Source organism: Pseudomonas sp. HLT2-19-2 (assembly GCF_054898005.1).
Window position 1 is genome coordinate 1,677,007 of the sequence record NZ_CM142712.1, and the last position, 23,975, is coordinate 1,700,981.

Annotated in this window: 26 protein-coding genes and 1 tRNA gene; 20 read left to right on the forward strand and 7 right to left on the reverse strand. The window is 58.0% G+C overall.

Features of this window, described 5'->3' with window-relative positions:
* Positions 1–113 precede the first annotated feature (113 nt).
* Complete coding sequence (locus tag ACYZTU_RS07630; RefSeq protein ID WP_461969175.1) at positions 114–644, reverse strand: hypothetical protein; 531 nt, start codon at positions 642–644, stop codon at positions 114–116.
* Between the two features lie 240 nt (positions 645–884).
* Between ACYZTU_RS07630 and ACYZTU_RS07635 the strand changes: the two genes are divergently transcribed.
* Together ACYZTU_RS07635 and ACYZTU_RS07640 are read left to right on the forward strand one after the other, a co-directional pair.
* Positions 885–1,310 carry an HIT domain-containing protein gene (locus ACYZTU_RS07635; protein ID WP_461969177.1) on the forward strand — a complete coding sequence of 142 codons (426 nt, stop codon included), beginning with the start codon at positions 885–887 and terminating at the stop codon, positions 1,308–1,310.
* A 3-nt stretch (positions 1,311–1,313) separates the two neighbouring features.
* Complete coding sequence (locus tag ACYZTU_RS07640) at positions 1,314–1,520, forward strand: SlyX family protein (protein WP_056741397.1); 207 nt, start codon at positions 1,314–1,316, stop codon at positions 1,518–1,520.
* Between the two features lie 60 nt (positions 1,521–1,580).
* On the opposite strand, the gene ACYZTU_RS07645 is transcribed toward ACYZTU_RS07640, so the two are convergent.
* Positions 1,581–2,183: a cold-shock protein gene (locus tag ACYZTU_RS07645; RefSeq protein WP_282375479.1), complete on the reverse strand. Its 603-nt coding sequence runs from the start codon at positions 2,181–2,183 to the stop codon at positions 1,581–1,583.
* A gap of 516 nt (positions 2,184–2,699) precedes the next feature.
* On the opposite strand from ACYZTU_RS07645, the gene ACYZTU_RS07650 reads away from it, so the two are divergent.
* The 18 genes from ACYZTU_RS07650 to nadA all read left to right on the forward strand — a co-directional run bounded on the left by ACYZTU_RS07650 (position 2,700) and on the right by nadA (position 17,137).
* Complete coding sequence (locus ACYZTU_RS07650; RefSeq protein WP_461969179.1) at positions 2,700–3,038, forward strand: ribbon-helix-helix domain-containing protein; 339 nt, start codon at positions 2,700–2,702, stop codon at positions 3,036–3,038.
* 136 nt (positions 3,039–3,174) lie between these two features.
* Positions 3,175–3,396, forward strand: a complete 222-nt coding sequence (locus tag ACYZTU_RS07655) for an FmdB family zinc ribbon protein (protein WP_010208103.1) — start codon at positions 3,175–3,177, stop codon at positions 3,394–3,396.
* A gap of 121 nt (positions 3,397–3,517) precedes the next feature.
* Positions 3,518–5,293, forward strand: a complete 1,776-nt coding sequence (gene aspS / locus ACYZTU_RS07660; RefSeq protein WP_461969181.1) for an aspartate--tRNA ligase — start codon at positions 3,518–3,520, stop codon at positions 5,291–5,293.
* 125 nt (positions 5,294–5,418) lie between these two features.
* Complete coding sequence (locus ACYZTU_RS07665; RefSeq protein ID WP_461969183.1) at positions 5,419–6,165, forward strand: YebC/PmpR family DNA-binding transcriptional regulator; 747 nt, start codon at positions 5,419–5,421, stop codon at positions 6,163–6,165.
* A 143-nt stretch (positions 6,166–6,308) separates the two neighbouring features.
* Complete coding sequence (ruvC, locus tag ACYZTU_RS07670; protein WP_008147379.1) at positions 6,309–6,833, forward strand: crossover junction endodeoxyribonuclease RuvC; 525 nt, start codon at positions 6,309–6,311, stop codon at positions 6,831–6,833.
* Positions 6,834–6,949: 116 nt separating this feature from the next.
* Entirely contained in the window at positions 6,950–7,567 is a 618-nt protein-coding gene (gene ruvA / locus ACYZTU_RS07675) for a Holliday junction branch migration protein RuvA (RefSeq protein WP_007897033.1), read from the forward strand.
* Positions 7,568–8,629 (forward strand): Holliday junction branch migration DNA helicase RuvB, encoded by a 1,062-nt coding sequence (gene ruvB, locus ACYZTU_RS07680; protein WP_131059804.1) that lies wholly within the window; start codon positions 7,568–7,570, stop codon positions 8,627–8,629.
* A 127-nt stretch (positions 8,630–8,756) separates the two neighbouring features.
* On the forward strand, positions 8,757–9,224 hold the full coding sequence (gene ybgC, locus ACYZTU_RS07685) for a tol-pal system-associated acyl-CoA thioesterase (protein WP_131059803.1): 468 nt from the start codon (positions 8,757–8,759) through the stop codon (positions 9,222–9,224).
* Positions 9,214–9,909, forward strand: coding sequence for a protein TolQ (gene tolQ / locus ACYZTU_RS07690; protein ID WP_017340467.1), 696 nt, complete (start codon positions 9,214–9,216; stop codon positions 9,907–9,909). The genes ybgC and tolQ overlap by 11 nt, the downstream gene beginning before the upstream one ends.
* 23 nt (positions 9,910–9,932) lie before the next feature.
* The gene (tolR, locus tag ACYZTU_RS07695) at positions 9,933–10,385 is read left to right on the forward strand and encodes a protein TolR (protein WP_161807482.1); all 453 of its coding nucleotides are present in this window, start codon (positions 9,933–9,935) and stop codon (positions 10,383–10,385) included.
* The gene (gene tolA, locus ACYZTU_RS07700) at positions 10,385–11,464 is read left to right on the forward strand and encodes a cell envelope integrity protein TolA (protein ID WP_449644828.1); all 1,080 of its coding nucleotides are present in this window, start codon (positions 10,385–10,387) and stop codon (positions 11,462–11,464) included. The genes tolR and tolA overlap by 1 nt, the downstream gene beginning before the upstream one ends.
* The gene (gene tolB / locus ACYZTU_RS07705) at positions 11,461–12,762 is read left to right on the forward strand and encodes a Tol-Pal system beta propeller repeat protein TolB (RefSeq protein WP_449644827.1); all 1,302 of its coding nucleotides are present in this window, start codon (positions 11,461–11,463) and stop codon (positions 12,760–12,762) included. Before tolA ends, tolB begins: the two co-directional genes overlap by 4 nt.
* Positions 12,763–12,814: 52 nt before the next feature.
* Positions 12,815–13,312, forward strand: coding sequence for a peptidoglycan-associated lipoprotein Pal (gene pal, locus ACYZTU_RS07710; RefSeq protein ID WP_461969185.1), 498 nt, complete (start codon positions 12,815–12,817; stop codon positions 13,310–13,312).
* 6 nt (positions 13,313–13,318) lie between these two features.
* The gene (ybgF, locus tag ACYZTU_RS07715; RefSeq protein ID WP_449644825.1) at positions 13,319–14,164 is read left to right on the forward strand and encodes a tol-pal system protein YbgF; all 846 of its coding nucleotides are present in this window, start codon (positions 13,319–13,321) and stop codon (positions 14,162–14,164) included.
* A gap of 162 nt (positions 14,165–14,326) precedes the next feature.
* A complete protein-coding gene (gene queE, locus ACYZTU_RS07720; RefSeq protein ID WP_282375498.1) occupies positions 14,327–14,974 on the forward strand; it encodes a 7-carboxy-7-deazaguanine synthase QueE in 648 nt (215 codons plus the stop codon).
* Position 14,975: 1 nt separating this feature from the next.
* Positions 14,976–15,668: a 7-cyano-7-deazaguanine synthase QueC gene (gene queC / locus ACYZTU_RS07725; RefSeq protein ID WP_461969187.1), complete on the forward strand. Its 693-nt coding sequence runs from the start codon at positions 14,976–14,978 to the stop codon at positions 15,666–15,668.
* Positions 15,669–15,730: 62 nt separating this feature from the next.
* Positions 15,731–15,806, forward strand: a tRNA-Lys gene (locus ACYZTU_RS07730).
* A 272-nt stretch (positions 15,807–16,078) separates the two neighbouring features.
* The gene (gene nadA / locus ACYZTU_RS07735; protein WP_461969189.1) at positions 16,079–17,137 is read left to right on the forward strand and encodes a quinolinate synthase NadA; all 1,059 of its coding nucleotides are present in this window, start codon (positions 16,079–16,081) and stop codon (positions 17,135–17,137) included.
* Between the two features lie 63 nt (positions 17,138–17,200).
* Here the strand turns inward: nadA and ACYZTU_RS07740 are convergent, their stop codons facing one another.
* The 5 genes from ACYZTU_RS07740 to gcvP form a co-directional block, all read right to left on the reverse strand.
* Positions 17,201–17,689 (reverse strand): RDD family protein, encoded by a 489-nt coding sequence (locus ACYZTU_RS07740; protein WP_461969191.1) that lies wholly within the window; start codon positions 17,687–17,689, stop codon positions 17,201–17,203.
* A 96-nt stretch (positions 17,690–17,785) separates the two neighbouring features.
* Positions 17,786–17,998 carry a cold-shock protein gene (locus ACYZTU_RS07745; protein WP_003175786.1) on the reverse strand — a complete coding sequence of 71 codons (213 nt, stop codon included), beginning with the start codon at positions 17,996–17,998 and terminating at the stop codon, positions 17,786–17,788.
* 391 nt (positions 17,999–18,389) lie between these two features.
* Positions 18,390–19,514, reverse strand: coding sequence for a glycine cleavage system aminomethyltransferase GcvT (gcvT, locus tag ACYZTU_RS07750; protein WP_461969193.1), 1,125 nt, complete (start codon positions 19,512–19,514; stop codon positions 18,390–18,392).
* Between the two features lie 42 nt (positions 19,515–19,556).
* Entirely contained in the window at positions 19,557–20,933 is a 1,377-nt protein-coding gene (locus ACYZTU_RS07755; protein WP_461969195.1) for an L-serine ammonia-lyase, read from the reverse strand.
* A gap of 179 nt (positions 20,934–21,112) precedes the next feature.
* Positions 21,113–23,965 (reverse strand): aminomethyl-transferring glycine dehydrogenase, encoded by a 2,853-nt coding sequence (gcvP, locus tag ACYZTU_RS07760; RefSeq protein ID WP_461969197.1) that lies wholly within the window; start codon positions 23,963–23,965, stop codon positions 21,113–21,115.
* Positions 23,966–23,975: the final 10 nt, after the last annotated feature.

The following is a 23,975-nucleotide window of genomic DNA, read 5'->3' on the forward strand; positions in this document are numbered from 1 at the left end:
ACTGCCGTCCCACCTGATTTATTATCTGGGCGGCTCTTTCTTTTTGTGTCGGCGCAAACTTATATCACGCCGGCCATGTTGGCGATACTTGCGCATCTAACCTTTCAGCTTCTTTACGACCCTGTCGCAAACAGCTTGGTAGGTGTCGCAAATTTACAGCCCCCGACGCAAGCAGACTGACAACTTTTAGCGTTGTTTTCCAGGGCTTGAGCATCGGTAAAAAGAGTCCCTGGTGAAACGCTTGAATCTCCATAGGGCAACCCTGCCACTGTTTTTATTTGCCTTAAGGCTTCCACTTCCAGCGGACGCTTTCGAGGCGATGTGGGTGTGAATGCAACAAGCGTGCACAAATCAGAATCCTGCCGTTTTTTTTTCTGAAAGCTGGCTCGTTGCTGTAAAAACCTCGTAAAGCCGGGGTGTTCAAGCACGTTTTGTTCGGGCTTGACGCCATGGTTTGCGTCGTGTTGCACCCTTGTTACCGACTGCATGACAACCCAAAATGTTACCGGTTCACCCCACCAGTGAGTAAATGGCGGATGCCTGACCGATTCAGCGTAGACGCAATGTGCGGTTTTAGTGCAAAAAATTTTAATCGCTGTACTGAATTCATACAGTGCGCCCGTTGCCAAACTCGAGCGCGTCATTGTTTTATCAGTCAGTTCGGTGTTTTTTTGTGGGTGCTGGTTCTGTAATGGTGCGTCCTGATCGAAAACGACTCGTGTCGGGGCGCGTGTCCGGTCGTTTGTAGGTCCTGAGGTGGCTTCGACAAGGGTTCGTCGTGAAGCGTACGACGTTCGCAGGTATGCTGCCGTCCTGTCGCTTGGTGCGCTGTCCCTCGGGATGGGCGCTAAGCTGAAAATGATGACTTGGCGGGAGTGCGCAAAGTGTTCGCTTTAGATCCACGACTTCAACAAGACACGTTACCGATCGGGGATTTCCCACTCTGCCGGTTGCTGCTGTCCAACGATTCGAACTACCCCTGGTTCATCCTGGTGCCACGCCGCGAGGATATCAGTGAGATATTTCAGTTGGATGTCGCAGATCAACAGCAGCTGTGGCAGGAAACGACTGCACTGGCGGAGATGCTCAAGGACTCGTTCGACGCGGACAAGTTGAATGTCGCGGCCCTGGGTAACGTCGTCAGTCAGTTGCACATGCATGTGATTGTGCGCAAGCGTGAGGACGCCGCCTGGCCGGCTCCGGTCTGGGGTAAACACCCAGCCAAGCCTTATAGCGCAGAGCAGATCGCGGCGATTCGCGAACGGTTGCGTCTGGTTTTAACCGATGATTTCACGTTTCTGGAGGGTTGAATCATGAGCCTGGAAGATCGCGTTACCGATCTGGAGAGTCAGTTGGCGTTTCAGGATGACACTATCCAGGCATTGAGTGATGTGCTGGCGACGCAGCAGCGTGCAGTTGAGCGTCTGCAATTGCAAATGGCCGCATTGCTCAAGCGGCAAGAAGAAATGGCTGGCCAGTTCGAGACGTTTGAAGAAGAAGCGCCACCGCCGCATTACTAAATTGCACGTAATAAAAAACCGCGAACAGCCAGGCTGTTCGCGGTTTTTTTTAGCCTTGAATCAGCGGCGCGGCAGTGCGGCGATCACATCTTCGGCTTGCAGGCCTTTGTCACGATTCATGACGGAGAACTCCACGCGCTGGCCTTCGACCAGGACGCGATGACCTTCGCCACGAATGGCCCGGAAATGCACGAAAATATCATCGCCGGAGTCGCGGGAAATAAAGCCGAAGCCTTTGGAGGTGTTGAACCACTTGACGGTGCCGGTATCGCGGTTGGTCATGTCATAGCTTGGCGAGGCGGCGGCCGGTGAGGATTTGTAGAAGCTGATGGCCAGGTGCAGAAGAACGGCAATCAGTGCAGCGACTAGGCTGAACAGAACGGCAGGTTGACCGGCAATGACAGGCATCGGCGCGATCAGCGTCAGGGTTTGCAGGACGACGGTCAGAACCAGCAAGGCGCTGACCAGGTTTTGCAGTTGATGACGCGGGCCTTTGTTCCAGTAGGGGATAACAGGAGCGAGGGTGAGGTTGAGCAGGCCGAAAAAGGCCAGGTACAGCGCATCGGGTTGTTGCAGGTAAGGTACGGCTTCGGATCGCAGGCTAGGGATGAAGGACAACAGCAAGGCTGCTGCGCCCATTAGCAGGTGGACAATTTTCAACATTTTGAGTAACTCACGTTAAGACGGATCACAAGGAAGAGCTGATTGAGCACGGTTCGCTTCAGAACAATAAGAGGCGTTGGACACGTACCCGGTACCAGCCTATGCGCGGCCCCCGGAAAATAGGCGGTAGCGACACACTGCCTATTTAACAGCAAAGCCTGCGGCTACTCAAATCAGGCAGTCCAGCGGTGCACTGATGGTCGATTTGTCGCAGGCAATCGGCTGTGGTCCCTGCTGGACCAGTCACAGTGTCGGTGCGCGGATGGCGTCCATGAGGTGTTGTTCGCGCTCTGCCTTCCCGTCACTTTAAATGCCTTTCTGTTGAATGATATTGCGCCCAAGCGTGTAGGAATTTGTCTGGAGTAGGACGGTCTCCATGATCGCCCTTCAGCTGTTGGCTTATCCTACGTTGATGGTCAAAAAGTCATCTGGATATAACTTTGTGCCTGCGCTTCTATAGAGAATCAGCTTGTTGCTCTTATAAAAAAGCAAGGATGACAAAGGAGTGTCAACGATATGGTTTACGAAGGCAGGCGAAGCGAGGGGATGGTCGGTCCAGCCAAGGATGTAAGGATTGATCCATTTGTCAGCGAATTTGATATGGGCCTGGCCCAGCCTTTATCCCGGTCAGTGCGGCTGAATGGCTTTGCAACCTGTTTGCGGCTTGAACAAGTTTACTGGGATATTTTGGGTGACATGGCCAAGGTCAACTGCTGTACGGTCAGTGCGCTGTTGTCCCATGTGGACCGCGAGGTGCATTTGCGTCACGGCGGGGTCAAGAACTTCACCGGGCTGGTGCGGGTTGTGTGCGTTGTGCATAGCCTGAAGGAAGGTGGCTGCGTCGCCATGCCTTAGCCGCCGCGGTGGAATGGGCAGAGTGTCGGTCTGTGCAGTCTTACGGCTGCACAGGCTGCATTTAATGGATATAATCCCGCTCTTTGCCGCAAAACCCAGCGTTTGCGGTAGCAATCTGATCGCCGAGACAACCCCCATGCCGATGTACGACTATCAATGTGCTTCCTGTGGTCATCAGTTGGAAGCCATTCAAAAGATCAGCGCAGCACCGCTGGTCGACTGCCCTGCCTGCCAGGCGCCAGAGCTTAAGAAGATGCTGTCCATGCCGGGCTTCCGCCTCAGCGGCAGCGGCTGGTACGAAACCGATTTCAAGACCGGTTCCAAGAAGAATCTGGCCGGCGGCGACAAAGCTGACTAGGGTCTTGAACCTGAGTTGAACGACACGTGCGAGCTCTTGCATCATCTGGCGCCTTTCTCAAGGGCGGGCTGCTGCAGGATCTCCAACCGAATTTCGAATTACGAGAAGTGAAACCACTACCATGATGCGCAGCCATTATTGCGGCCAACTGAACGAAAGCCTGGAAGGTCAGGAAATTACCCTTTGCGGATGGGTCCACCGTCGTCGTGACCACGGTGGGGTGATTTTCCTCGATATCCGTGATCGTGATGGTCTGGCCCAGGTGGTGTTCGACCCGGACCGCGCTGAAACCTTCGCCGCCGCCGATCGCGTGCGCAGTGAGTACGTGGTCAAGGTAACCGGCAAGGTACGCCTGCGCCCGGCCGGTGCCGGCAACGCCAACATGGCGTCGGGCATGATCGAAGTGCTGGGCTACGAGCTGGAAGTATTGAACGAAGCGGAAACCCCGCCGTTTCCGCTCAATGAGTTCTCCGACGTCGGCGAAGAAACCCGCCTGCGTTATCGCTTCATCGACCTGCGTCGTCCGGAAATGCTCGAGAAGCTGCGTCTGCGTTCGCGCATGACCACCAGCATCCGTCGTTACCTGGACGAGAACGGTTTCCTCGACGTCGAGACGCCGATCCTGACCCGCGCCACCCCGGAAGGTGCTCGCGATTACCTGGTGCCGAGCCGTACCCACGCCGGTTCCTTCTTCGCCTTGCCGCAATCGCCGCAGCTGTTCAAGCAACTGCTGATGGTTGCCGGCTTCGATCGCTACTACCAGATCGCCAAGTGCTTTCGCGACGAAGACTTGCGTGCCGACCGTCAACCTGAATTCACTCAGATCGACATCGAAACCAGCTTCCTCGATGAAAAAGACATCATCGGTATCACCGAAGGCATGATCCGCAACCTGTTCAAGGAAGTGCTGGATCTGGAATTCGGTGAATTCCCGCACATGACCTGGGAAGAGGCCATGCGTCGTTACGGTTCCGACAAGCCGGACCTGCGTAACCCGCTGGAGCTGGTGGACGTTGCCGACCAACTGAAAGAAGTCGACTTCAAGGTGTTCAGCGGCCCGGCCAACGACCCGAAATGCCGCATTGCCGCTTTGCGCGTTCCTGGCGGGGCGAGCATGCCGCGCAAGCAGATCGACGACTACACCAAGTTCGTCGGCATCTACGGTGCCAAAGGCCTGGCTTACATCAAGGTCAACGAGCGCGCGAAGGGCGTCGAGGGGCTGCAATCGCCTATTGTCAAAAATATCCCTGAAGCCAACCTCAACGTGATCCTCGATCGTGTTGGCGCGGTCGATGGCGACATCGTGTTCTTCGGCGCCGATAAGTCGAAGATCGTCAGCGAAGCGCTGGGTGCACTGCGGATCAAGGTCGGCAACGACCTGGACTTGCTGACCTGCAAGTGGGCGCCAATGTGGGTTGTCGACTTCCCGATGTTCGAAGAGAACGACGACGGCAGCTTCACCGCCTTGCACCACCCGTTCACCGCGCCGAAGTGCACCCCGCAAGAGCTGGAAGCCAACCCGGCGACTGCTTTGTCCCGTGCCTATGACATGGTGCTGAACGGTACCGAGCTGGGTGGTGGTTCGATCCGTATCCACCGCAAGGAAATGCAACAGTCGGTGTTCCGCCTGCTGGGTATCAGCGAAGCGGAACAGGAAGAGAAATTCGGCTTCCTGCTCGACGCCCTGAAATACGGCGCGCCGCCGCACGGTGGTCTGGCCTTCGGTCTGGACCGTCTGGTGATGTTGATGACCGGCGCCCAGTCGATCCGTGAAGTGATCGCTTTCCCGAAAACCCAGAGCGCTGCCTGTGTCATGACTCAGGCGCCGGGTTTGGTAGATGCCAAGGCATTGCGCGAACTGCACATTCGTCTGCGCGAAACGCCTAAAGCAGAGTAAGACAGTCCTTGTGGGCGCATCTTCGGATGCGCCCTTTCTTTTATAGACAAGGTCGAGATTTTTGGTTGCCGGCTGGCGCGTCATGGTGCGGCGGGCAATGTTTCAAAGAGAATTCGGAGCGAGTTATGGCGGGTCATTCCAAGTGGGCGAACATCAAGCACCGCAAAGAACGTCAGGATGCCAAGAAGGGCAAGATTTTCACCAAGTGGATTCGTGAACTGACTGTTGCTGCCCGTCAGGGCGGTAGTGATCCGGGTTCTAACCCGCGTTTGCGTCTGGCGCTGGACAAGGCCCTTGGCGCGAACATGAGCCGCGACATCATTGATCGCGCGGTCGCCCGCGGCGCCGGTGCTGCCGAAACCGACGACATGGTCGAGCTGACCTACGAAGGCTACGGCCCGGGCGGCGTGGCGGTGATGGTCGAGTGCATGACCGACAACCGCAATCGCACCGCAGCCGCTGTTCGCCATGCGTTCAGCAAGTGCGGCGGCAACCTCGGCACCGACGGTTCGGTGGCTTATCTGTTCGAGCGCAAGGGGCAGATTTCCTTCGCGTCGGGCGTCGATGAAGATGCGCTGATGGAAGCGGCGATGGAGGCCGATGCCGATGACGTGGTGACCCACGAAGACGGCTCCATCGACGTATTCACCTCGTTCGCCGGTTTCTACTCAGTGCGTAACGCGCTGGAAGAGGCCGGTTTCAAAGGTGATGACGCGGAAATCGTGATGTTGCCGACCACCAGTGCCGAGCTCGATCTGGAAGGTGCCGAGAAGGTTCTCAAGCTGATCGACATGCTTGAAGACCTGGATGACGTGCAGAACGTTTACTCCAATGCGGACATCCCTGAGTCGGTAGCTGCGCAGCTCGGTTGATGCATTTATAAAAGATCGCAGCCTTCGGCAGCTCCTACGGTTTACGCTGTACAGGTAGGAGCTGGCGAAGCCTGCGATCTTTTGATTTTCAGGCATCACCCTGAGGTTATCTCAGGTAACCGCATTCTCTCTTTGCAGGCGTTATGACTTTAATCCTTGGTATCGACCCCGGTTCGCGCATCACCGGTTATGGCGTGGTGCGTGATACCGGGCGTGGCTGCGTGTACGTGGCGTCGGGCTGCATTCGCACGGGTTCCGGCGAGCTGCATGAACGTCTGCAGATCGTCTATCGCGGTGTACGCGAAGTTATCCAGACCTACGGCCCGGTGACCATGGGCATCGAAAAGGTCTTCATGGCGCGCAACGCCGACTCTGCGCTGAAGCTCGGTCAGGCCCGCGGCGCCGCTATCGTTGCCGGCGCGGAAGAAAGCCTGGAAATCGCGGAGTACACCGCAACCCAGGTCAAGCAGGCAGTGACTGGAACCGGCGCGGCGAATAAAGAACAGGTGCAGATGATGGTCATGCACATGCTGAAATTGACCAGCAAGCCGCAAATCGATGCCTCGGATGCCTTGGCCATTGCCATTTGCCATGCTCACACCCGTTCCAGCCTGTTGCCCCATGGTCTGGGCACGGCACGCAGTCGTGGCGGGCGCCTGCGTCTCTGATAGCATCAGCAATCATTTTTTATGGAATGAGGGTTTTGCGCCTGTGTCGTCGGCGCAAAACCCTTGCTCTGTCAGTCGCCAGCTGCTGAGCTGGCCAACGCTCAAGGATCTGAAACGTGATTGGACGCTTGCGCGGCACTCTGGCTGAGAAACAGCCGCCGCACCTGATTCTGGATGTAAACGGTCTGGGGTATGAGCTGGAGGTGCCCATGACCACGTTGTATCGCTTGCCGTCGGTCGGTGAACCGCTGACCTTGCACACCCATTTGGTCGTACGCGAAGACGCGCAGTTACTCTATGGCTTTTTCGGCAAGCGCGAGCGAGACTTTTTCCGCGAGTTGATCCGTCTCAATGGTGTGGGACCGAAATTGGCCCTGGCCCTGATGTCGAGCCTTGAAGTCGATGAGCTGGTCCGCTGCGTGCAGTCCCAAGACACCTCGGCGCTGACCAAGGTGCCGGGCGTGGGCAAGAAGACTGCCGAGCGTTTGCTGGTGGAACTCAAGGATCGTTTCAAGGCATGGGAAACCGTGCCGGCGATGTTTGCCCTGGTGCCAAATCAGCCGGGTGGGCCAGATGCGCCGGCTCCAGTGGCCACCGCTGAAAATGACGCAGTCAGCGCGCTGATCTCCCTGGGCTACAAGCCGCAGGAGGCCAGCAAGGCTATTTCTGCGATCAAGGAGAAAGGTTTGAGCAGTGAAGACATGATTCGTCGTGCCCTGAAGGGAATGATCTAAGTGATTGAAGCTGATCGTCTGATTACCGCCACGCCTGGCCCTCGTGACCGCGAGGAAGTCCAGGATCGGGCGATTCGTCCTGTCAGCCTGGCCGAGTACATTGGCCAGCCGACCGTTCGCGAGCAAATGGAGTTGTTCATCCAGGCGGCCCGTGGGCGCAATGAATCCCTGGACCACACGCTGATTTTCGGCCCGCCGGGCCTGGGTAAAACCACCCTGGCCAACATCATCGCTCAGGAAATGGGCGTGTCGATCAAGAGCACCTCGGGCCCGGTGCTTGAACGCCCGGGTGATCTGGCTGCGCTGTTGACCAATCTTGAGCCACACGACGTGCTATTCATCGACGAAATTCATCGGCTCTCGCCGATCGTCGAAGAAGTGCTGTACCCGGCCATGGAAGATTTCCAGCTCGACATCATGATCGGCGAAGGGCCGGCCGCGCGCTCGATCAAGCTTGATCTGCCGCCGTTCACCTTGGTCGGCGCGACGACGCGGGCCGGGATGTTGACCAATCCGCTGCGCGACCGTTTCGGGATCGTCCAGCGCCTGGAGTTCTACAACACCGCTGACCTGGCAACGATTGTCAGTCGTTCGGCGGATATCCTCGGCTTGCCGCTGGACCCGGAAGGCGCCTTCGAAATCGCCCGCCGTGCCCGTGGTACACCGCGAATTGCCAACCGTTTGCTGCGCCGGGTTCGGGATTTCGCCGAAGTTCGCGCCAAGGGCCACATCACCAAACCGATCGCCGACCTGGCCTTGAACCTGCTCGATGTCGACGAGCGTGGTTTCGATCACCAGGATCGACGTCTGTTGTTGACCATGATCGAGAAGTTCGATGGCGGGCCGGTCGGGGTCGATAGCCTCGCCGCAGCCATCAGTGAAGAGCGCCACACCATTGAAGACGTGCTGGAACCGTACCTGATCCAGCAGGGCTACATCATGCGCACACCCCGGGGGCGGGTAGTGACCCGGCATGCGTACCTGCACTTCGGTTTAAACATTCCGACACGTATGGGCGAGATGCCCGTGGTAGACGAGTTCCTCGATGCCGTGGACGATTAATAACCTTTGCGCGCTGATTTTTTCGGAGTTTGTGCGGTCCTAGGACCGTACTTTCGCTAGAAAGCCGTGAATCAATGAAAAACAGTTGCCTGGCCGGATTGGCAACCTGAGGAGTAAGCACTAGAGTATGCGCGCGCAAAACGGGCTTGAGCCTTTCGCACTTCGTTGTCGCGTTTATTACGAGGACACCGATGCGGGCGGCATCGTGTATTACGTTAATTACCTCAAGTTTATGGAACGGGCTCGAACCGAGCGGCTCCGGGAGCTGGGCTTTGCCCAATCGGCGCTTGCAGGGGAGGACCTGTTGTTCGTCGTGCATTCCAGCGAAGCGCGCTACCACGCGCCGGCGCGACTGGACGACGAGCTGCTGGTAAGCGCTGAAGTAATCGAATTGAACCGTGTCAGCCTGCGCTTTAAACAGCAGGTCAGGCGAGCTACGGATAATGTGCTGCTCTGCGAAGGGCAGTTTTTGGTGGCCTGTGTGCGCACTAACAGTTTAAAACCCCGGGCCATTCCCGAAGCTCTACGTGCGGCCTTTGCCGACGTGAGCGGCGCGGGTACACACTCAAAGCAGGAGATAAAGCGTGGAAGCTAACGTCGTCGACCATTCCTCCATGTGGAGCCTGGTCAGCAATGCCAGTATCGTGGTGCAACTGGTAATGCTGATCCTGGTAGCCGCATCGGTGACCTCATGGATCATGATCTTTCAGCGCAGCAACCTGCTGCGCGCCGGTCGACGTGCCCTGGAGAGCTTTGAAGAGCGCTTCTGGTCGGGTATCGACCTGTCCAAACTCTACCGTCAGGCCGGCAGCAACCCTGATCCGGATTCGGGCGTTGAGCAGATCTTCCGTGCCGGTTTCAAGGAGTTCTCCCGTCTGCGCCAGCAGCCAGGTGTTGACCCGGAAGCGGTCATGGAAGGCGTAGCTCGTGCCATGCGCGTCGCCATTTCCCGCGAAGAAGAAAAGCTCGAGCAGAGCCTGCCGTTCCTCGCCACCGTCGGTTCCGTCAGCCCGTACATCGGTCTGTTCGGTACGGTCTGGGGCATCATGAACTCCTTCCGTGGTCTGGCCACTGCCCAGCAAGCGACCCTGGCCACTGTGGCTCCGGGTATTGCCGAGGCACTGATTGCTACCGCGATCGGCTTGTTTGCCGCCATCCCGGCCGTTATCGCTTACAACCGTTTTGCCGCTCGCAGCGAAACGCTGATTAGCCGCTACTACACCTTCGCCGATGAATTCCAGGCGATCCTGCACCGCAAAGTGCACACCAGCGAAGAATAAGCAGGTAATTTCCAATGGCTTTAATCGCTCGAGCTCGCAAAAAGCGCAAGCCGGTTGCCGAGATGAACGTGGTGCCTTACATCGACGTGATGCTGGTACTGCTGGTCATCTTCATGGTGACCGCGCCGATGCTCAATCAGGGCGTGAAAGTTGATCTGCCCAAGGTTTCCAGCGAAGCCTTGCCGCAGGACAACAACACTCAAGTCCTGACCATTTCGATCAAGGCTGACAAGACCTATTACTGGAACCTTGGCAGCGAAGTCGACACCGAAAAACAGCAGGACAAGGCCATGACCTTGCCGCAGATGACCGACGCCGTGACCAAGATCATTCGCGCCGGTACTGAAGGCGGCAAGCGTACCCAAGTGTTCATCCGCGGCGACAAGACCGTCGATTACGGTTCCGTGATGGGCGCCATGGGCGGATTGCAGAAAGCCGGGGTCGGTAATGTTGGCTTGATTACCGAGGCACCCTGATGCAGCAAATGCGAGAGCCGTCCGCCTCGGAAAGCTACTTCTGGCCTAGTGTCTGGGCGCTTGTCTTGCACGTGCTGGTTTTTGGCATGCTGTTCGTCAGTTTCGCCTTCACACCGGAACTGCCGCCGGCCAAGCCGATAGTTCAGGCGACCCTGTACCAACTGAAATCGAAAAGCCAGGCGACCACCCAGACCAATCAGAAGATTGCGGGTGAGGCGAAGAAATCCGCCGCGCGTCAGACCGAAGTCGAACAGATGGAACAGAAAAAGATCGAACAGGAAGCGATCAAAGCCGCGGAACAAAAGAAGGAAGATGCGGCTCAAAAAGCCGAAGAGTCCAAGAAGGCCGACGAGACGAAGAAAGCGGACGAGGCAAAAAAGGCTGATGAAGCCAAGAAAGCCGATGAAGCGAAGAAGACTGCCGAAGCCAAAAAGGTCGAAGAGAAACAATTGGCTGATATAGCCAAGAAGAAGTCTGAAGAAGAAGCCAAGAAAGCGGCTGAAGAAGAGGCCAAGAAAGCGGCCGCTGAAGAAGCGAAGAAAAAGATCGTCGAAGACGCGAAGAAGAAAGCCGCGGAAGACGCCAAGAAGAAATCTGAAGCTGAAGACGCGAAGAAGAAAGTCGCCGAAGACGCGAAGAAGAAAGCTGCTGCCGACGCTGCGAAGAAAAAATCGCAGGAAGCGGCACGTAAATCCGCCGAAGACAAAAAGGCTCAGGCCTTGGCAGATTTGCTTTCCGACACGCCGGAGCGTCAGCAGGCCTTGGCGGATGAGCAGGGTGACGAAGTCGCCGGCAGTTTCGATGATCTGATCCGTGCTCGTGCAGCGGAAGGTTGGGCTCGTCCACCTTCGGCCCGCAAAGGCATGACAGTCGTGTTGCAAATCGGCATGTTGCCGGACGGTACGGTGACTTCGGTCAGCGTCGGCAAGTCCAGTGGCGATGGTCCATTTGACGCTTCTGCTGTAGCAGCGGTGAAGAATATTGGACGTTTGACAGAAATGCAGGGAATGAAGCCGAGCGATTTCGCTCCGTATCGTTCATTCAAGATGACATTCACACCTGAGGATCTAGCCTTGTGAGAAACCTTCTTCGAGGAATGCTTGTCGTTATCTGCTGCCTGGCAGGGATAGCGGCAGCAGATGAAAAAAACATTCTGGTCACCAGCGGCAGTGATCGGGCCACCCCGATCGCAGTCGTTCCATTCGGCAACCAGGGCGGCAGCGTGCTGCCGGACGACATGGCCGAAATCATCGGTAACGACCTGCGCAACTCGGGTTACTACTCGCCGATTCCAAAGCAGAACATGATCAGCCAGCCGAGCCAGGCCAGCGAAATCATCTTCCGTGACTTCAAGGCGCTGGGTGCCCAGTACGTCATGGTCGGCAGCATTGCTCCTGCGGGCGGTCGCCTGCAGGTCCAATACGCACTGTTCAACGTCGCCACCGAGCAGCAAGTGCTGACCGGCAGCGTGTCGGGCAGCGTCGATCAACTGCGCGACATGTCGCACTACATCGCGGACCAGTCGTTCGAAAAACTTACCGGTATCAAAGGTGCGTTTTCGACTCGTCTTCTGTACGTGACAGCCGAGCGTTTCTCCGAGAAGAACACTCGCTACACACTGCAACGTTCGGACTATGACGGTGCCCGCGCTGTGACCCTGCTGCAATCGCGCGAGCCGATCCTGTCGCCGCGTTTCGCACCGGACGGCAAGCGCATCGCTTATGTCTCGTTCGAGCAGAAGCGTCCGCGTATTTTCATGCAGAACATCGACACCGGTCGCCGTGAGCAGATCACCAACTTCGAAGGCCTGAATGGTGCGCCAGCATGGTCGCCGGATGGTCAGCGTCTGGCGTTCGTGCTGTCGAAAGACGGTAACCCTGACATCTATGTGATGAGCCTGGGTTCGCGTCAGATCACGCGTGTTACCAACGGTCCTGGCATCAACACCGAACCGTTCTGGGGTAAAGATGGTTCGACCATCTACTTCACCTCGGACCGTGGCGGCAAGCCACAGATCTATAAAACCAGCGTCGGTGGTGGCGGTGCGGAACGTGTGACCTTTATCGGTAACTACAACGCCAACCCCAAGCTTTCGGCTGATGAAAAGACCCTGGTGATGATCCACCGCCAGGAGGGTTTCACTAATTTCAAGGTGGCGGCCCAGGATTTGCAGCGCGGAAGCGTAAAAATCCTCACTGATAGCACTCTGGACGAGTCGCCTACTGTTGCGCCCAACGGCACCATGGTAATCTACGCCACCCGCCAGCAGGGCCGGGGAGTCTTGATGCTCGTGTCCATTAATGGACGCGTAAGGCTCCCGCTTCCTACCGCACAAGGCGAAGTCAGAGAACCTTCCTGGTCCCCTTACCTGAACTGACGCGGCGCTACACGTTGTACTTAACACACTGGGGTTCATTAGGAGTTTCACGATGGAAATGCTGAAGTTTGGTAAATTTGCTGCGCTGGCTCTGGCCATGGCTGTAGCTGTAGGTTGCTCGTCCAAAGGCGGCGACAACGCCGGTGAAGGCGCTGTTGATCCAAACGCTGGTTACGGCGCTAACACTGGTGCTGTTGACGGCTCCCTGAGCGAAGAAGCTGCTCTGCGCGCAATCACCACCTTCTACTTCGAATACGACAGCTCGGACCTGAAGCCAGAAGCCATGCGCTCCCTGGACATTCACGCCAAAGACCTGAAAGCAAACGGCGCTCGCGTTGTTCTGGAAGGCAACACCGACGAACGTGGTACTCGTGAGTACAACATGGCACTGGGCGAGCGTCGTGCGAAAGCCGTTCAGCGTTACCTGGTACTGCAAGGTGTTTCCCCAGCTCAGCTGGAACTGGTTTCCTACGGCGAAGAGCGTGCGATTGCTACCGGCAACGACGAGCAGTCCTGGGCTCAAAACCGTCGCGTCGAACTGCGTAAGTAATTCGTCATGCGAACGTGCCGTCGTGCTGTAACTGTTTTGGCTCTCAGCCTCGCACCGCTTGCGGTGTGGGCTGCGGTTCCTGTGGTCGATAACGACTCCGGCTATAACAATAGCGGGACTAGTTATCCGCCTGCGGGTTACGGTACGAACGGCGCCTATGCCGGGGGAGGGGTTTCGGCCCCTGTCTCGGCACAGGGCGAGCTGTTCAACCAACTGCAATCCATGCAGGAGCAGATCTCGCGCCAACAAGGCATCATCGAAGTTCTGCAAAATGATGTAGCGCGCATGAAGCAAGAGAACCTGGAGCGATATCAGGATCTTGATCGGCGCATAGGAACCGGCGTTGCACCAGCCGCGACTCCTGAAAATTCTTCCACCGGTGGCAGTTTGAATGCCCCCGGTGCAGCAGCAGGCGCAGGAGCGGCAGCAGGAACGGCAGCCGCTCAAGCACCTGCCGCGGGTAGCGAGCCGGCTGATCCAGCGAAGGAAAAACTGTATTACGATGCAGCCTTCGACCTGATCAAAGCCAAGGATTTCGACAAGGCCAGCCTGGCGTTTGCCGCATTCCTGCGCAAGTACCCGAACAGCCAGTACGCGGGTAATGCTCAGTACTGGTTGGGCGAAGTGAATTTGGCAAAAGGCGATCTGCAAGGTGCAGGTCAGGCATTTGCCAAGGTTTCGCAGCTGTACCCAAAGCACCCTAAAGTGCCTGATTCGCTGTACAAGCTGGCTGATGTAGAGCGCCGCCTCGGTCACGCCGACAAGGTCAAAGGCATTCTGCAACAGGTCGTGTCGCAATACCCGGGCACTTCCGCCGCTCAGTTGGCCCAGCGTGATCTGCAAAAAATGTAAGGGCTGCCCGTTTTGAAGAAACCCGCGCCTGTCGCGGGTTTTTTCGTTAGAATTCACGCCCTTTTTATGAAACACGCTTTTTGGGATCTGCGCGATGGCGGGGTTCCTTGAAGTGCCTGACGGAGGCGGACAGCCTGTTTAGCTGTTATGCCCGTGGCGACTATGCAAGACACATTGAGAATCACCGAAGTTTTCTACTCGTTGCAGGGTGAAACGCGGACTGCCGGGCTGCCCACTGTTTTTGTGCGCCTGACCGGCTGCCCATTGCGTTGCCAATACTGCGACAGCGCCTACGCGTTCACGGGCGGCACCCTTCGCCCGCTCGATGACATCCTCGAGCAAGTGGCCGGTTTTCGTCCGCGCTACGTCTGTGTCACGGGCGGCGAGCCCCTGGCGCAACCCAACGCCATCCCATTACTCAAGCAGTTGTGTGACGCCGGTTACGAGGTCTCGCTGGAAACCAGCGGTGCCCTGGATATCTCGGCGGTCGATCCACGGGTCAGTCGCGTCGTCGACCTGAAAACTCCGGGTTCGAAAGAAGCACATCGCAATCGTTACGAGAACATCGAACTGCTCACGCGCAACGATCAGGTGAAGTTTGTCATCTGCTCGCGGGAAGACTACGACTGGGCTGTGTCCAAGCTGATTCAGTACGGTCTGGATCAGCGTGCCGGCGAAGTCCTGTTCTCGCCAAGTCACCATGACCTGAACGCACGAGACCTGGCTGACTGGGTGGTGGCGGACAACCTGCCAGTGCGACTGCAATTGCAGTTGCATAAATATCTTTGGAATGACGAGCCGGGGCGCTGAAATGACTGAACAACTGAACACTGTGGAAAAGCGTGCGGTCATCCTGTTGTCCGGCGGCCTGGACTCGGCGACCGTCGTGGCGATGGCCCGTGCTGAAGGCTACAGCTGCTACACCATGAGCTTCGATTACGGTCAGCGCCATCGCGCTGAACTGCATGCCGCCGAGCGCGTTGCTCGTGACTTGGGTGTGGTCGAGCACAAGGTGATCGGGTTGAACCTGAACGGCATCGGCGGTTCGGCGCTGACGGATAGCTCCATTGATGTGCCGGAAGCACCAAGTGAAGGTATTCCGGTGACTTACGTACCTGCTCGCAATACGGTGTTTCTGTCCCTCGCGTTGGGCTGGGCTGAAGTGCTCGGCGCGCGTGACATTTTTATTGGTGTGAACGCGGTGGATTACTCCGGTTACCCGGATTGCCGTCCCGAGTTCGTCGAAGCGTTCGAGCGCATGGCCAATCTGGCGACCAAGGCCGGTGTAGAAGGCAATGGCTTCCGTATCCAGGCGCCATTGCAGAACCTGAGCAAGGCGCAGATCGTCCAGGCAGGCGTGAAGCTGGGCGTCGATTACGGGCTGACTGTTTCCTGCTATCAGGCCGACGATAACGGCCATGCGTGCGGTAAATGCGACAGCTGCCGACTGCGTGCAGAAGGCTTTGCGGCGGCCGGAATCAGCGACCCAACACCTTATTTTTGATTTGTTCAAATTAGGTGTTGAATAGTCCTTAAAAATCAGTATTATACGCGCCACCACACAGCGGGTCGTTAGCTCAGTTGGTAGAGCAGTTGGCTTTTAACCAATTGGTCGTAGGTTCGAATCCCACACGACCCACCATTTTTGTAGCAGTTTTAAAAGTCTGGAAGGCCCACGCAAGTGAGGATTTCCGGATTTTTTTTTGCCCGCGATTTGAGTTCGTCCAGTTCCGGGCTGCAACCCGTGACACAAGTCAGAATCACCTTTTGCATCCACGGGATATTCTGTAGCCTTGCGCAGCTTCAACGTTGTCCGTGCCTGATTAAACTCACTCTCCCGGCGGTACCCTCAAGCGGTCCGGAGCCGGGTGTATACTCGACTTTCGCGCGAAAGCGCCTGCAGGTCTTGCGAACATGACGCAGATTTCCGAACGCCTTCTGGTTCAAGCCCACCTTGACGCCAAGCAGCCCAAGCCGCTGACTGCCGAAGAGGAAGCTTATTATCGCGCCGCCATTGCTGCCGAGCTCAAGGCTCAGGACGCGGTGCTGGTTGCTCACTTCTATTGCGATCCGGTGATTCAGGCCTTGGCCGAAGAAACCGGTGGTTGCGTCTCCGATTCGCTGGAGATGGCCCGTTTCGGTAGCGCTCACCCAGCCAAGACTGTGGTAGTCGCCGGTGTGAAGTTCATGGGCGAGACCGCCAAAATCCTCAACCCTGAAAAACGCATTCTGATGCCGACCCTGGAAGCGACCTGCTCGCTGGACCTGGGTTGCCCGGTGGACGAGTTCTCGGCGTTCTGTGATCAGCACCCGGAACGCACTGTGGTGGTGTATGCCAACACGTCGGCGGCAGTCAAAGCCCGGGCGGATTGGGTGGTGACTTCAAGCTGCGCGCTGGAGATCGTTGAAAGCCTGATGGATAACGGCGAAACCATCATTTGGGGCCCGGACAAACACCTGGGCACCTACATCCAGCGCCAGACCGGCGCGGACATGCTGCTGTGGGACGGTGCCTGCATCGTTCACGAAGAGTTCAAGTCCAAACAGCTCGAAGACATGAAAGCGCTGTACCCGGATGCAGCGATTCTGGTGCACCCCGAGTCGCCGACCTCGGTGATCGAACTGGCGGATGCCGTCGGTTCCACCAGTCAGTTGATTGCTGCGGCGCAGAGCCTGCCGAACAAGACGCTCATCGTCGCCACCGATCGCGGCATCTTCTACAAAATGCAGCAGCTGTGCCCGGACAAGGTCTTCATCGAAGCGCCAACGGCCGGTAACGGCGCAGCGTGCCGCAGCTGCGCACATTGCCCGTGGATGGCGATGAACACCCTTGAGCGCCTGCTGAAGAGCTTGAAGGAGGGGGCGAATGAGATCTTTGTCGATCCGGCGTTGATTCCGCAGGCAATTCGGCCACTCAAGCGCATGCTCGACTTCACCCAGGCTGCGCGGATGAAATTGGCCGGCAACGCCTGATCGTCGACAGTGATCCCAAAAAAAACGCCCCGATTTGATCGGGGCGTTTTTGCATCTGGCGGATTATTTGGTTTTCTTCGGAATCCGTACCAGCCGGGTATTGGAGTAGATGTCATGCCAGCTGCGTTTCTGTTTGTCGAACAGGGGCCAGAAGAAACCCAGCCCGACGCACAGCCAGGACGCGATCGACACCACAAACCGCAGCAGCGCCTGCCACAGGCTGATGGATGAGCCATCGGCATTCTGCACGCGGATGCACCAGACCTGCATGCCCAGAGTTTGGCCGGACCAGGTCCAGAACTTGGCGAAGAAACCGAACAGCACGAACAGCAGCACCGTCGACAGCAATGGATCTCCATCTAGTGCACCGGCTTCGGTCAACGTGCGCATTTTGTCTTCGCCGATGATCGCCATCTGGATCATCTTGTAGAGCCCGCTGGTGACGATCAGCAGGGCGGCACACAATAAGAAGTCGTAGAACATCGCTGCCAGGCGACGACCCAGGGTGGCGGCGGGAAAGTCGCCCTGGGGTTTGAGCAGGTGTTTCGACATGGCAGCCTCTGGACGGAAAAAAGAAGCCATTTTACGGATTTACGCGCACAAAAAAGCCCCTGATGTCAGCATCAGGGGCTTTTTCGTTACAGAAGATTAGGCTTCTGCTTGTACTTCGTCAGCCTGCATGCCTTTCTGGCCTTGCACAGCAACGAATGTCACTTTTTGGCCTTCTTTCAGGCTCTTGAAGCCGTTGCCCTGAATAGCGCGGAAATGCACGAACAGATCCGGACCGCTTTCTGGCGTGATAAAACCAAAACCTTTCTCGTCGTTAAACCACTTGACGGTACCGCTCTGACGTTGGGACATTTCTTATTTCCTATAACGCAAAAAATTAATGACAGCCTCCTTCTTGTGAAAGAGTACTGGGGCTGGTTGCAGGAGAGTAAGAAGACGTCGAACGGGATGTAGCTAACTTGTAGGCTACTGCCCAGGTCACGATTCCAGGCGACCCATGCAAACACAGTGAACAAACTCTACGCCAACTACGGGAGAAAAAACAAGCCCTGTGGAGGGCCCGTATTTGCTCGCGTTGGCGGGTTTCTGTCGCAACTAGTGCTTGCTTCTGCGATCGCCGTGTTCAATTGTTTTCGATCGTTATAAGCCAAGTTCGTAATCGAAGATATGTACTATTTCATGGCGGTTGCGTTACACATTAGTGCACTGTTAATGCAGCCGCGTTACTTATAGAAACAGTCAATCAGCCTCGGTAGTAGCGTTGTGGAACAAATGGCATTTTGCTTACAAGCAAAGGCACCTTTTTCCCACGAACAATCGCCCACACAGGCGTATCCATTGCGATGTAAGCGCTGTCAACGTAACCCATGGCCAGAGGACCACCCAGGGTTGGGCCGAAGCCGCCGCTGCAGACGCTGCCGATGATGTCGCCTGCTTCATTGACGATTTCTGCACCTTCGCGCACCGGCGTGCGTTCCTGCGGCAACAGGCCAACGCGCTTGCGGCTGACACCGGCTTGTTGCTGTCCGAACACGGTTTCAGCACCAGGGAAACCGCCAGCCCGCGCGCCATCAGCGCGACGAGGCTTGGAAATGGCCCACAGCAGGCTAGCTTCGATCGGCGTGGTTTCGGTGTTCATGTCGTGGCCGTAGAGGCACAGGCCGGCTTCCAGGCGCAGGGAGTCGCGAGCGCCAAGGCCGATGGCCGCCACTTCCGGTTCGGCCAGCAGAGCGCGAGCCAGGGCTTCGGCGTTGGCGGCCGGCACGGAGATTTCGAACCCGTCTTCACCGGTGTAGCCCGAACGGCTGACAAAGCAGTCCACGCCCAGCAGCTTCACGCGGGCGAACTGCATGAAGGTCATCTTCGCCACTCCAGGCGCCAGGCGCGCGAGTACGGTGACGGCGGCCGGACCTTGCAGCGCCAGCAACGCACGTTCTTCGAACAACGGCTCGATGGTGCACTGGTCGCCAATGTGCTGGCGCAGATGCGCGAGGTCCTGATCCTTGCAGGCAGCGTTGACCACTAGGAACAGTTCGTCGTTACCCAAGTTGGCGACCATCAGGTCGTCAAGGATGCCGCCGGTTTCGTTGGTGAACATCGCATAGCGCTGCATGCCCACCGGTAGGTCGATGATGTCCACCGGCACCAGGGTTTCCAGGGCCTTGGCGGCATTGGCGCCGGTCAGGCGGATCTGGCCCATGTGCGAGACATCGAACAGCCCGGCCTGATCACGGGTGTGCTGGTGTTCTTTCATCACGCCCAGCGGGTATTGCACCGGCATGTCATAGCCGGCGAACGGCACCATGCGGGCGCCGAGTTCGATGTGCAGTGCGTGCAATGGGGTTTTCAACAGTTGTTCGCTGGACATATTCGGCTCCTGAAAAAGTGTGCAGATGCCAATGCGCGCGCATCAGCACTCGATAATGTTGACCGCCAAACCGCCACGGGCGGTTTCCTTGTATTTGCTTTTCATGTCGGCGCCGGTCTGGCGCATGGTGCGGATGACCTTGTCGAGGGAGACGAAGTGCTGACCGTCGCCGCGCAGGGCCATGCGCACCGCATTGATGGCTTTCACCGAGCCCATGGCGTTACGCTCGATGCAAGGCACTTGCACCAGCCCGCCGATCGGGTCGCAGGTCAGGCCGAGGTTGTGTTCCATGCCGATTTCAGCGGCGTTTTCCACCTGCTGCACGGTGCCACCGAGGACTTCGCACAGGGCGCCGGCGGCCATGGAGCACGCCACGCCAACTTCACCCTGACAGCCGACTTCAGCACCGGAGATCGAGGCGTTTTCTTTATAGAGAATGCCAATCGCGGCCGCGGTCAGCAGAAAGCGTACGACACCGTCTTCGTTGGCGCCGGGGATGAAGCGCATGTAGTAATGCAAAACAGCGGGGACGATCCCTGCCGCACCGTTTGTAGGCGCAGTCACCACGCGCCCGCCGTTGGCGTTTTCTTCGTTGACCGCCAGTGCATAGAGATTGACCCAGTCCAACACCGACAGCGGATCGCGCAGGGACGATTCCGGGTTCTTGCACAGTTGCGCATGCAGCGCGGCTGCCCGCCGTTTGACCTTCAAACCACCGGGCAAAATGCCTTCGTTACGACAACCGGCGTCGACGCAGTCCTGCATCACCTGCCAGATTTTCAGCAGGCCGGCGCGAGTTTCCGCTTCCGGGCGCCAGGCACTTTCGTTGGTCAGCATCACCTGGCTGATGGACAAGCCGTAGGTGGCGCAGTGACCGAGCAAGTCCTTGGCGCTTTTGAACGGGAAGGTCAGTGGTGTGGCGTCTTCGACGATGCGGTCGGCGCCAGCGGCGTCTTCATCGACGACAAAACCGCCGCCGACCGAGTAGTACTCGCGGCTGCGGATTTGTATGCCGGCAGCGTCGAAGGCGCGAAAAATCATGCCGTTGGGGTGATAGGCCAACGGTTTGCGGATCATCGCCAAATGCAGCTTTTCATTGAATTCGATGACGTGTTCACCGAGCAGGTTCAGACGACCGCTGCTGCGAATCTCTTGCAGGCGGGCGGCGACGGTTTCGGTGTTCACGGTGTCCGGGTGTTCGCCTTCCAGGCCGAGCAACACAGCCTTGTCGCTGCCGTGTCCTTTACCGGTGGCGCCGAGTGATCCGTAGAGCTCGACTTTGACGCAGGCGGTTGCAGCCAGCAGCCCTTCACGGCGCAAACCTTCTACGAAACGCGCAGCAGCACGCATCGGGCCGACGGTGTGCGAGCTGGAGGGGCCGATGCCAATCTTGAACAGGTCGAACACGCTTAACGACATGGTTGTTCTCCGGTTTCTTGTTATAGGCGCAACGCGAACCCGTAGGAGCAAAGCTTGCTCGCGATGAACGATGACGCGGTTCATCAGATAGACCGTGTAACGGCTATCGCGAGCAAGCTTTGCTCCTACAGGGGTATGCGGTGTCCTTGTGGGGGCGAGCGAACCCGCCCCCCTATAGATTAAGCGTAGCTTTCGATCGACGGGCAGGCGCAGACCAGGTTGCGATCGCCAAACACGTTGTCGACCCGACCGACCGGTGGCCAGTACTTGCCTTCGATCAGCGACGCAACCGGATACACCGCTTGCTCACGGCTGTACGGATGCGTCCACTCGCCGACCAGTTCCGCCGCGGTGTGCGGGGCGTTTTTCAACGGGTTGTCGTCCTTGTCCAGCGTGCCGTTTTCCACCGCGCGGATTTCTTCGCGGATGCGGATCATGGCGTCGCAGAAGCGGTCCAGTTCTTCCTTGGATTCACTTTCGGTCGGCTCGATCATCAGCGTGCCGGCGACCGGGAACGACATGGTCGGGGCGTGGAAACCGAAGTCGATCAGGCGCTTGGCGACGTCATCGACGCTGATGCCGCTGCTGTCTTTCAGCGGACGCAGGTCGAGGATGCATTCGTGCGCCACCAGGCCGTTGCTGCCGGTGTACAGCACGGGATAGTGCTCTTCGAGGCGGCGAGAAATGTAGTTGGCATTGAGGATCGCCAGTTGCGAAGCGCGTTTCAGACCCGCGCCACCCATCATCCGAATGTACATCCAGGTGATTGGCAAAATGCTCGCGCTGCCGAACGGTGCCGCACAGACCGCGCCTTGCTTGCGCTCCATCTGCGCGTGGCCCGGCAGGAACGGCGTCAGGTGCGATTTCACGCCAATCGGGCCGACGCCCGGGCCGCCACCGCCGTGCGGAATGCAGAAGGTTTTGTGCAGGTTCAAATGCGACACGTCGCCGCCGAACTTGCCCGGTGCGCAGAGGCCGACCATGGCGTTCATGTTGGCGCCGTCGATGTACACCTGGCCGCCGTTGTCATGAATGATGCCGCAGATGTCGCGGATGCCTTCTTCGAACACGCCGTGCGTCGACGGATAGGTGATCATCAATGCCGCGAGATGCTCGCGGTGCTCGATGGCCTTGGCGCGCAGGTCTTCGATGTCGACGTTGCCGCGCGCATCGCAGGCGGTCACGACTACGCGCATGCCGGCCATGTTGGCGGTGGCCGGGTTGGTGCCGTGGGCCGACGAGGGGATCAGGCAGATGTCGCGACGGTCTTCGCCACGGCTCTGGTGATACGCACGAATCGCCAACAGACCGGCGTATTCACCTTGCGAACCGGCGTTCGGTTGCAGCGAGATCGCGTCGTAACCGGTGGCGGCGCAGAGCATCGCTTCCAGTTCATCGGTCAGTTGCTGATAACCGGCACTTTGCTCGGCCGGGGCGAACGGGTGCAGGGCACCGAATTCAGCCCAGGTCACCGGGATCATTTCGCTGGCGGCGTTGAGTTTCATGGTGCACGAACCCAACGGGATCATGGTGCGATCCAGCGCCAGGTCCTTGTCGGCGAGCTTGCGCAGGTAGCGCATCAGCTCTGTTTCCGAGTGATAGCGGTTGAACACCGGGTGGCTGAGGATCGGCGATTGGCGTACCAGGGCGGCCGGGAGGGTGCTGATCACGGAAGCGGCGAGGGCAGCGAAGTCTGGCAGGGTCGTGCCGTCGGCGAGTAACGCCCACAGGCTTTCAACGTCGGCTTGCGACGTGGTTTCGTCGAGGGACAGGCCCAGACGTTCGCCATCAACGACGCGCAGGTTGATCTGCTGAGCGCGAGCCTTGTCGTGCAATGCGGCAGTGTTGGTGCCGGTCTTGATCGTCAGCGTGTCGAAGAAGCTTTCTTGCTCGACGCTCAGACCCAAAGCGCTCAAGCCTTGGGCCAGAATCGCGGTCAGGTGATGAATGCGATTGGCAATCTGCGTTAGGCCTTTCGGGCCATGATAGACGGCGTACATGCTGGCGATGTTGGCCAGCAGTACTTGCGCGGTGCAGATGTTGCTGGTGGCCTTCTCGCGACGGATGTGTTGCTCGCGGGTCTGCATCGCCAGGCGCAGGGCCGGCTTGCCGAAACGGTCGACGGACACGCCGACCAGACGGCCCGGCATGTCGCGCTTGAACGCATCCTTGGTGGAGAAATACGCCGCGTGCGGGCCACCGAAGCCCAGCGGCACGCCGAAGCGTTGCGCACTGCCGATAGCGACGTCAGCACCGAACTCGCCCGGCGGGGTCAGCACGGTCAGGGCCAGCAGGTCGGCGGCGACCGCAACCAGTGCGTTGGTGGCGTGGAAGCGTTCGGTCAGTTCGCGGTAGTCGAAGACGTCACCGTTGCTCGCCGGGTATTGCAGCAAGGCGCCGAAAAATGGCGTCACGTCAGTCAGTTCACGCTCGTCGCCGACCACCACGTCGATGCCCAACGGTTCGGCACGGGTGCGCAGCACGTCGAGGGTTTGCGGATGGCAATGTACCGAAGCGAAAAACGCGTGGCTGCCCTTGTTCTTGCTCAGGCGTTTGCAGAAGGTCATCGCTTCGGCGGCGGCGGTGGCTTCGTCCAGCAGGGAAGCGTTGGCGATCGGCAGGCCGCTGAGGTCGCTGATCAGGGTCTGGAAGTTCAGCAGGGCCTCGAGACGGCCCTGGGAAATTTCCGGTTGGTACGGGGTGTACGCGGTGTACCAGGCCGGGTTTTCCAGCAGGTTACGCAGGATCGGCGACGGCGTGTGAGTGCCGTAGTAACCCTGGCCAATGTAAGTCTTGAACAGCTGGTTTTTGCCGGCGATGGATTTGATCAACGCCAGGGCATCCGCTTCACTCAGGCCGTCTTCGAGGCCGAGCACGCTGGTGCCTTTGATGCTGTCGGGAATGACGCTGGCGCTCAGGGCTTCCAGCGAGTCAAAGCCGAGGCTGTTGAGCATGGCTTGCTCGTCGCCGGCACGCGGGCCGATGTGGCGCGCGATGAATTCGTTGGCTGTCGTTAGGTTTACTTGAGTCATGTCAGCGCTC

Excerpts from the sequence above, each read along its gene's own strand:
- ACYZTU_RS07630 (WP_461969175.1), bottom strand. The coding sequence starts at position 644 with ATGACGCGCTCGAGTTTGGCAACGGGCGCACTGTATGAATTCAGTACA.
- aspS (WP_461969181.1), top strand. The coding sequence starts at position 3,518 with ATGATGCGCAGCCATTATTGCGGCCAACTGAACGAAAGCCTGGAAGGT.
- ybgC (WP_131059803.1), top strand. The coding sequence starts at position 8,757 with ATGCGCGCGCAAAACGGGCTTGAGCCTTTCGCACTTCGTTGTCGCGTT.
- ACYZTU_RS07645 (WP_282375479.1), bottom strand. The coding sequence starts at position 2,183 with ATGTTGAAAATTGTCCACCTGCTAATGGGCGCAGCAGCCTTGCTGTTG.
- ACYZTU_RS07650 (WP_461969179.1), top strand. The coding sequence starts at position 2,700 with ATGGTTTACGAAGGCAGGCGAAGCGAGGGGATGGTCGGTCCAGCCAAG.
- gcvT (WP_461969193.1), bottom strand. The coding sequence starts at position 19,514 with ATGTCCAGCGAACAACTGTTGAAAACCCCATTGCACGCACTGCACATC.
- queC (WP_461969187.1), top strand. The coding sequence starts at position 14,976 with ATGACTGAACAACTGAACACTGTGGAAAAGCGTGCGGTCATCCTGTTG.
- ACYZTU_RS07755 (WP_461969195.1), bottom strand. The coding sequence starts at position 20,933 with ATGTCGTTAAGCGTGTTCGACCTGTTCAAGATTGGCATCGGCCCCTCC.
- nadA (WP_461969189.1), top strand. The coding sequence starts at position 16,079 with ATGACGCAGATTTCCGAACGCCTTCTGGTTCAAGCCCACCTTGACGCC.
- pal (WP_461969185.1), top strand. The coding sequence starts at position 12,815 with ATGGAAATGCTGAAGTTTGGTAAATTTGCTGCGCTGGCTCTGGCCATG.
- gcvP (WP_461969197.1), bottom strand. The coding sequence starts at position 23,965 with ATGACTCAAGTAAACCTAACGACAGCCAACGAATTCATCGCGCGCCAC.
- ACYZTU_RS07740 (WP_461969191.1), bottom strand. The coding sequence starts at position 17,689 with ATGTCGAAACACCTGCTCAAACCCCAGGGCGACTTTCCCGCCGCCACC.
- tolA (WP_449644828.1), top strand. The coding sequence starts at position 10,385 with ATGCAGCAAATGCGAGAGCCGTCCGCCTCGGAAAGCTACTTCTGGCCT.
- ACYZTU_RS07745 (WP_003175786.1), bottom strand. The coding sequence starts at position 17,998 with ATGTCCCAACGTCAGAGCGGTACCGTCAAGTGGTTTAACGACGAGAAA.
- queE (WP_282375498.1), top strand. The coding sequence starts at position 14,327 with ATGCAAGACACATTGAGAATCACCGAAGTTTTCTACTCGTTGCAGGGT.
- ACYZTU_RS07665 (WP_461969183.1), top strand. The coding sequence starts at position 5,419 with ATGGCGGGTCATTCCAAGTGGGCGAACATCAAGCACCGCAAAGAACGT.
- ACYZTU_RS07655 (WP_010208103.1), top strand. The coding sequence starts at position 3,175 with ATGCCGATGTACGACTATCAATGTGCTTCCTGTGGTCATCAGTTGGAA.
- ACYZTU_RS07640 (WP_056741397.1), top strand. The coding sequence starts at position 1,314 with ATGAGCCTGGAAGATCGCGTTACCGATCTGGAGAGTCAGTTGGCGTTT.
- ruvC (WP_008147379.1), top strand. The coding sequence starts at position 6,309 with ATGACTTTAATCCTTGGTATCGACCCCGGTTCGCGCATCACCGGTTAT.
- ybgF (WP_449644825.1), top strand. The coding sequence starts at position 13,319 with ATGCGAACGTGCCGTCGTGCTGTAACTGTTTTGGCTCTCAGCCTCGCA.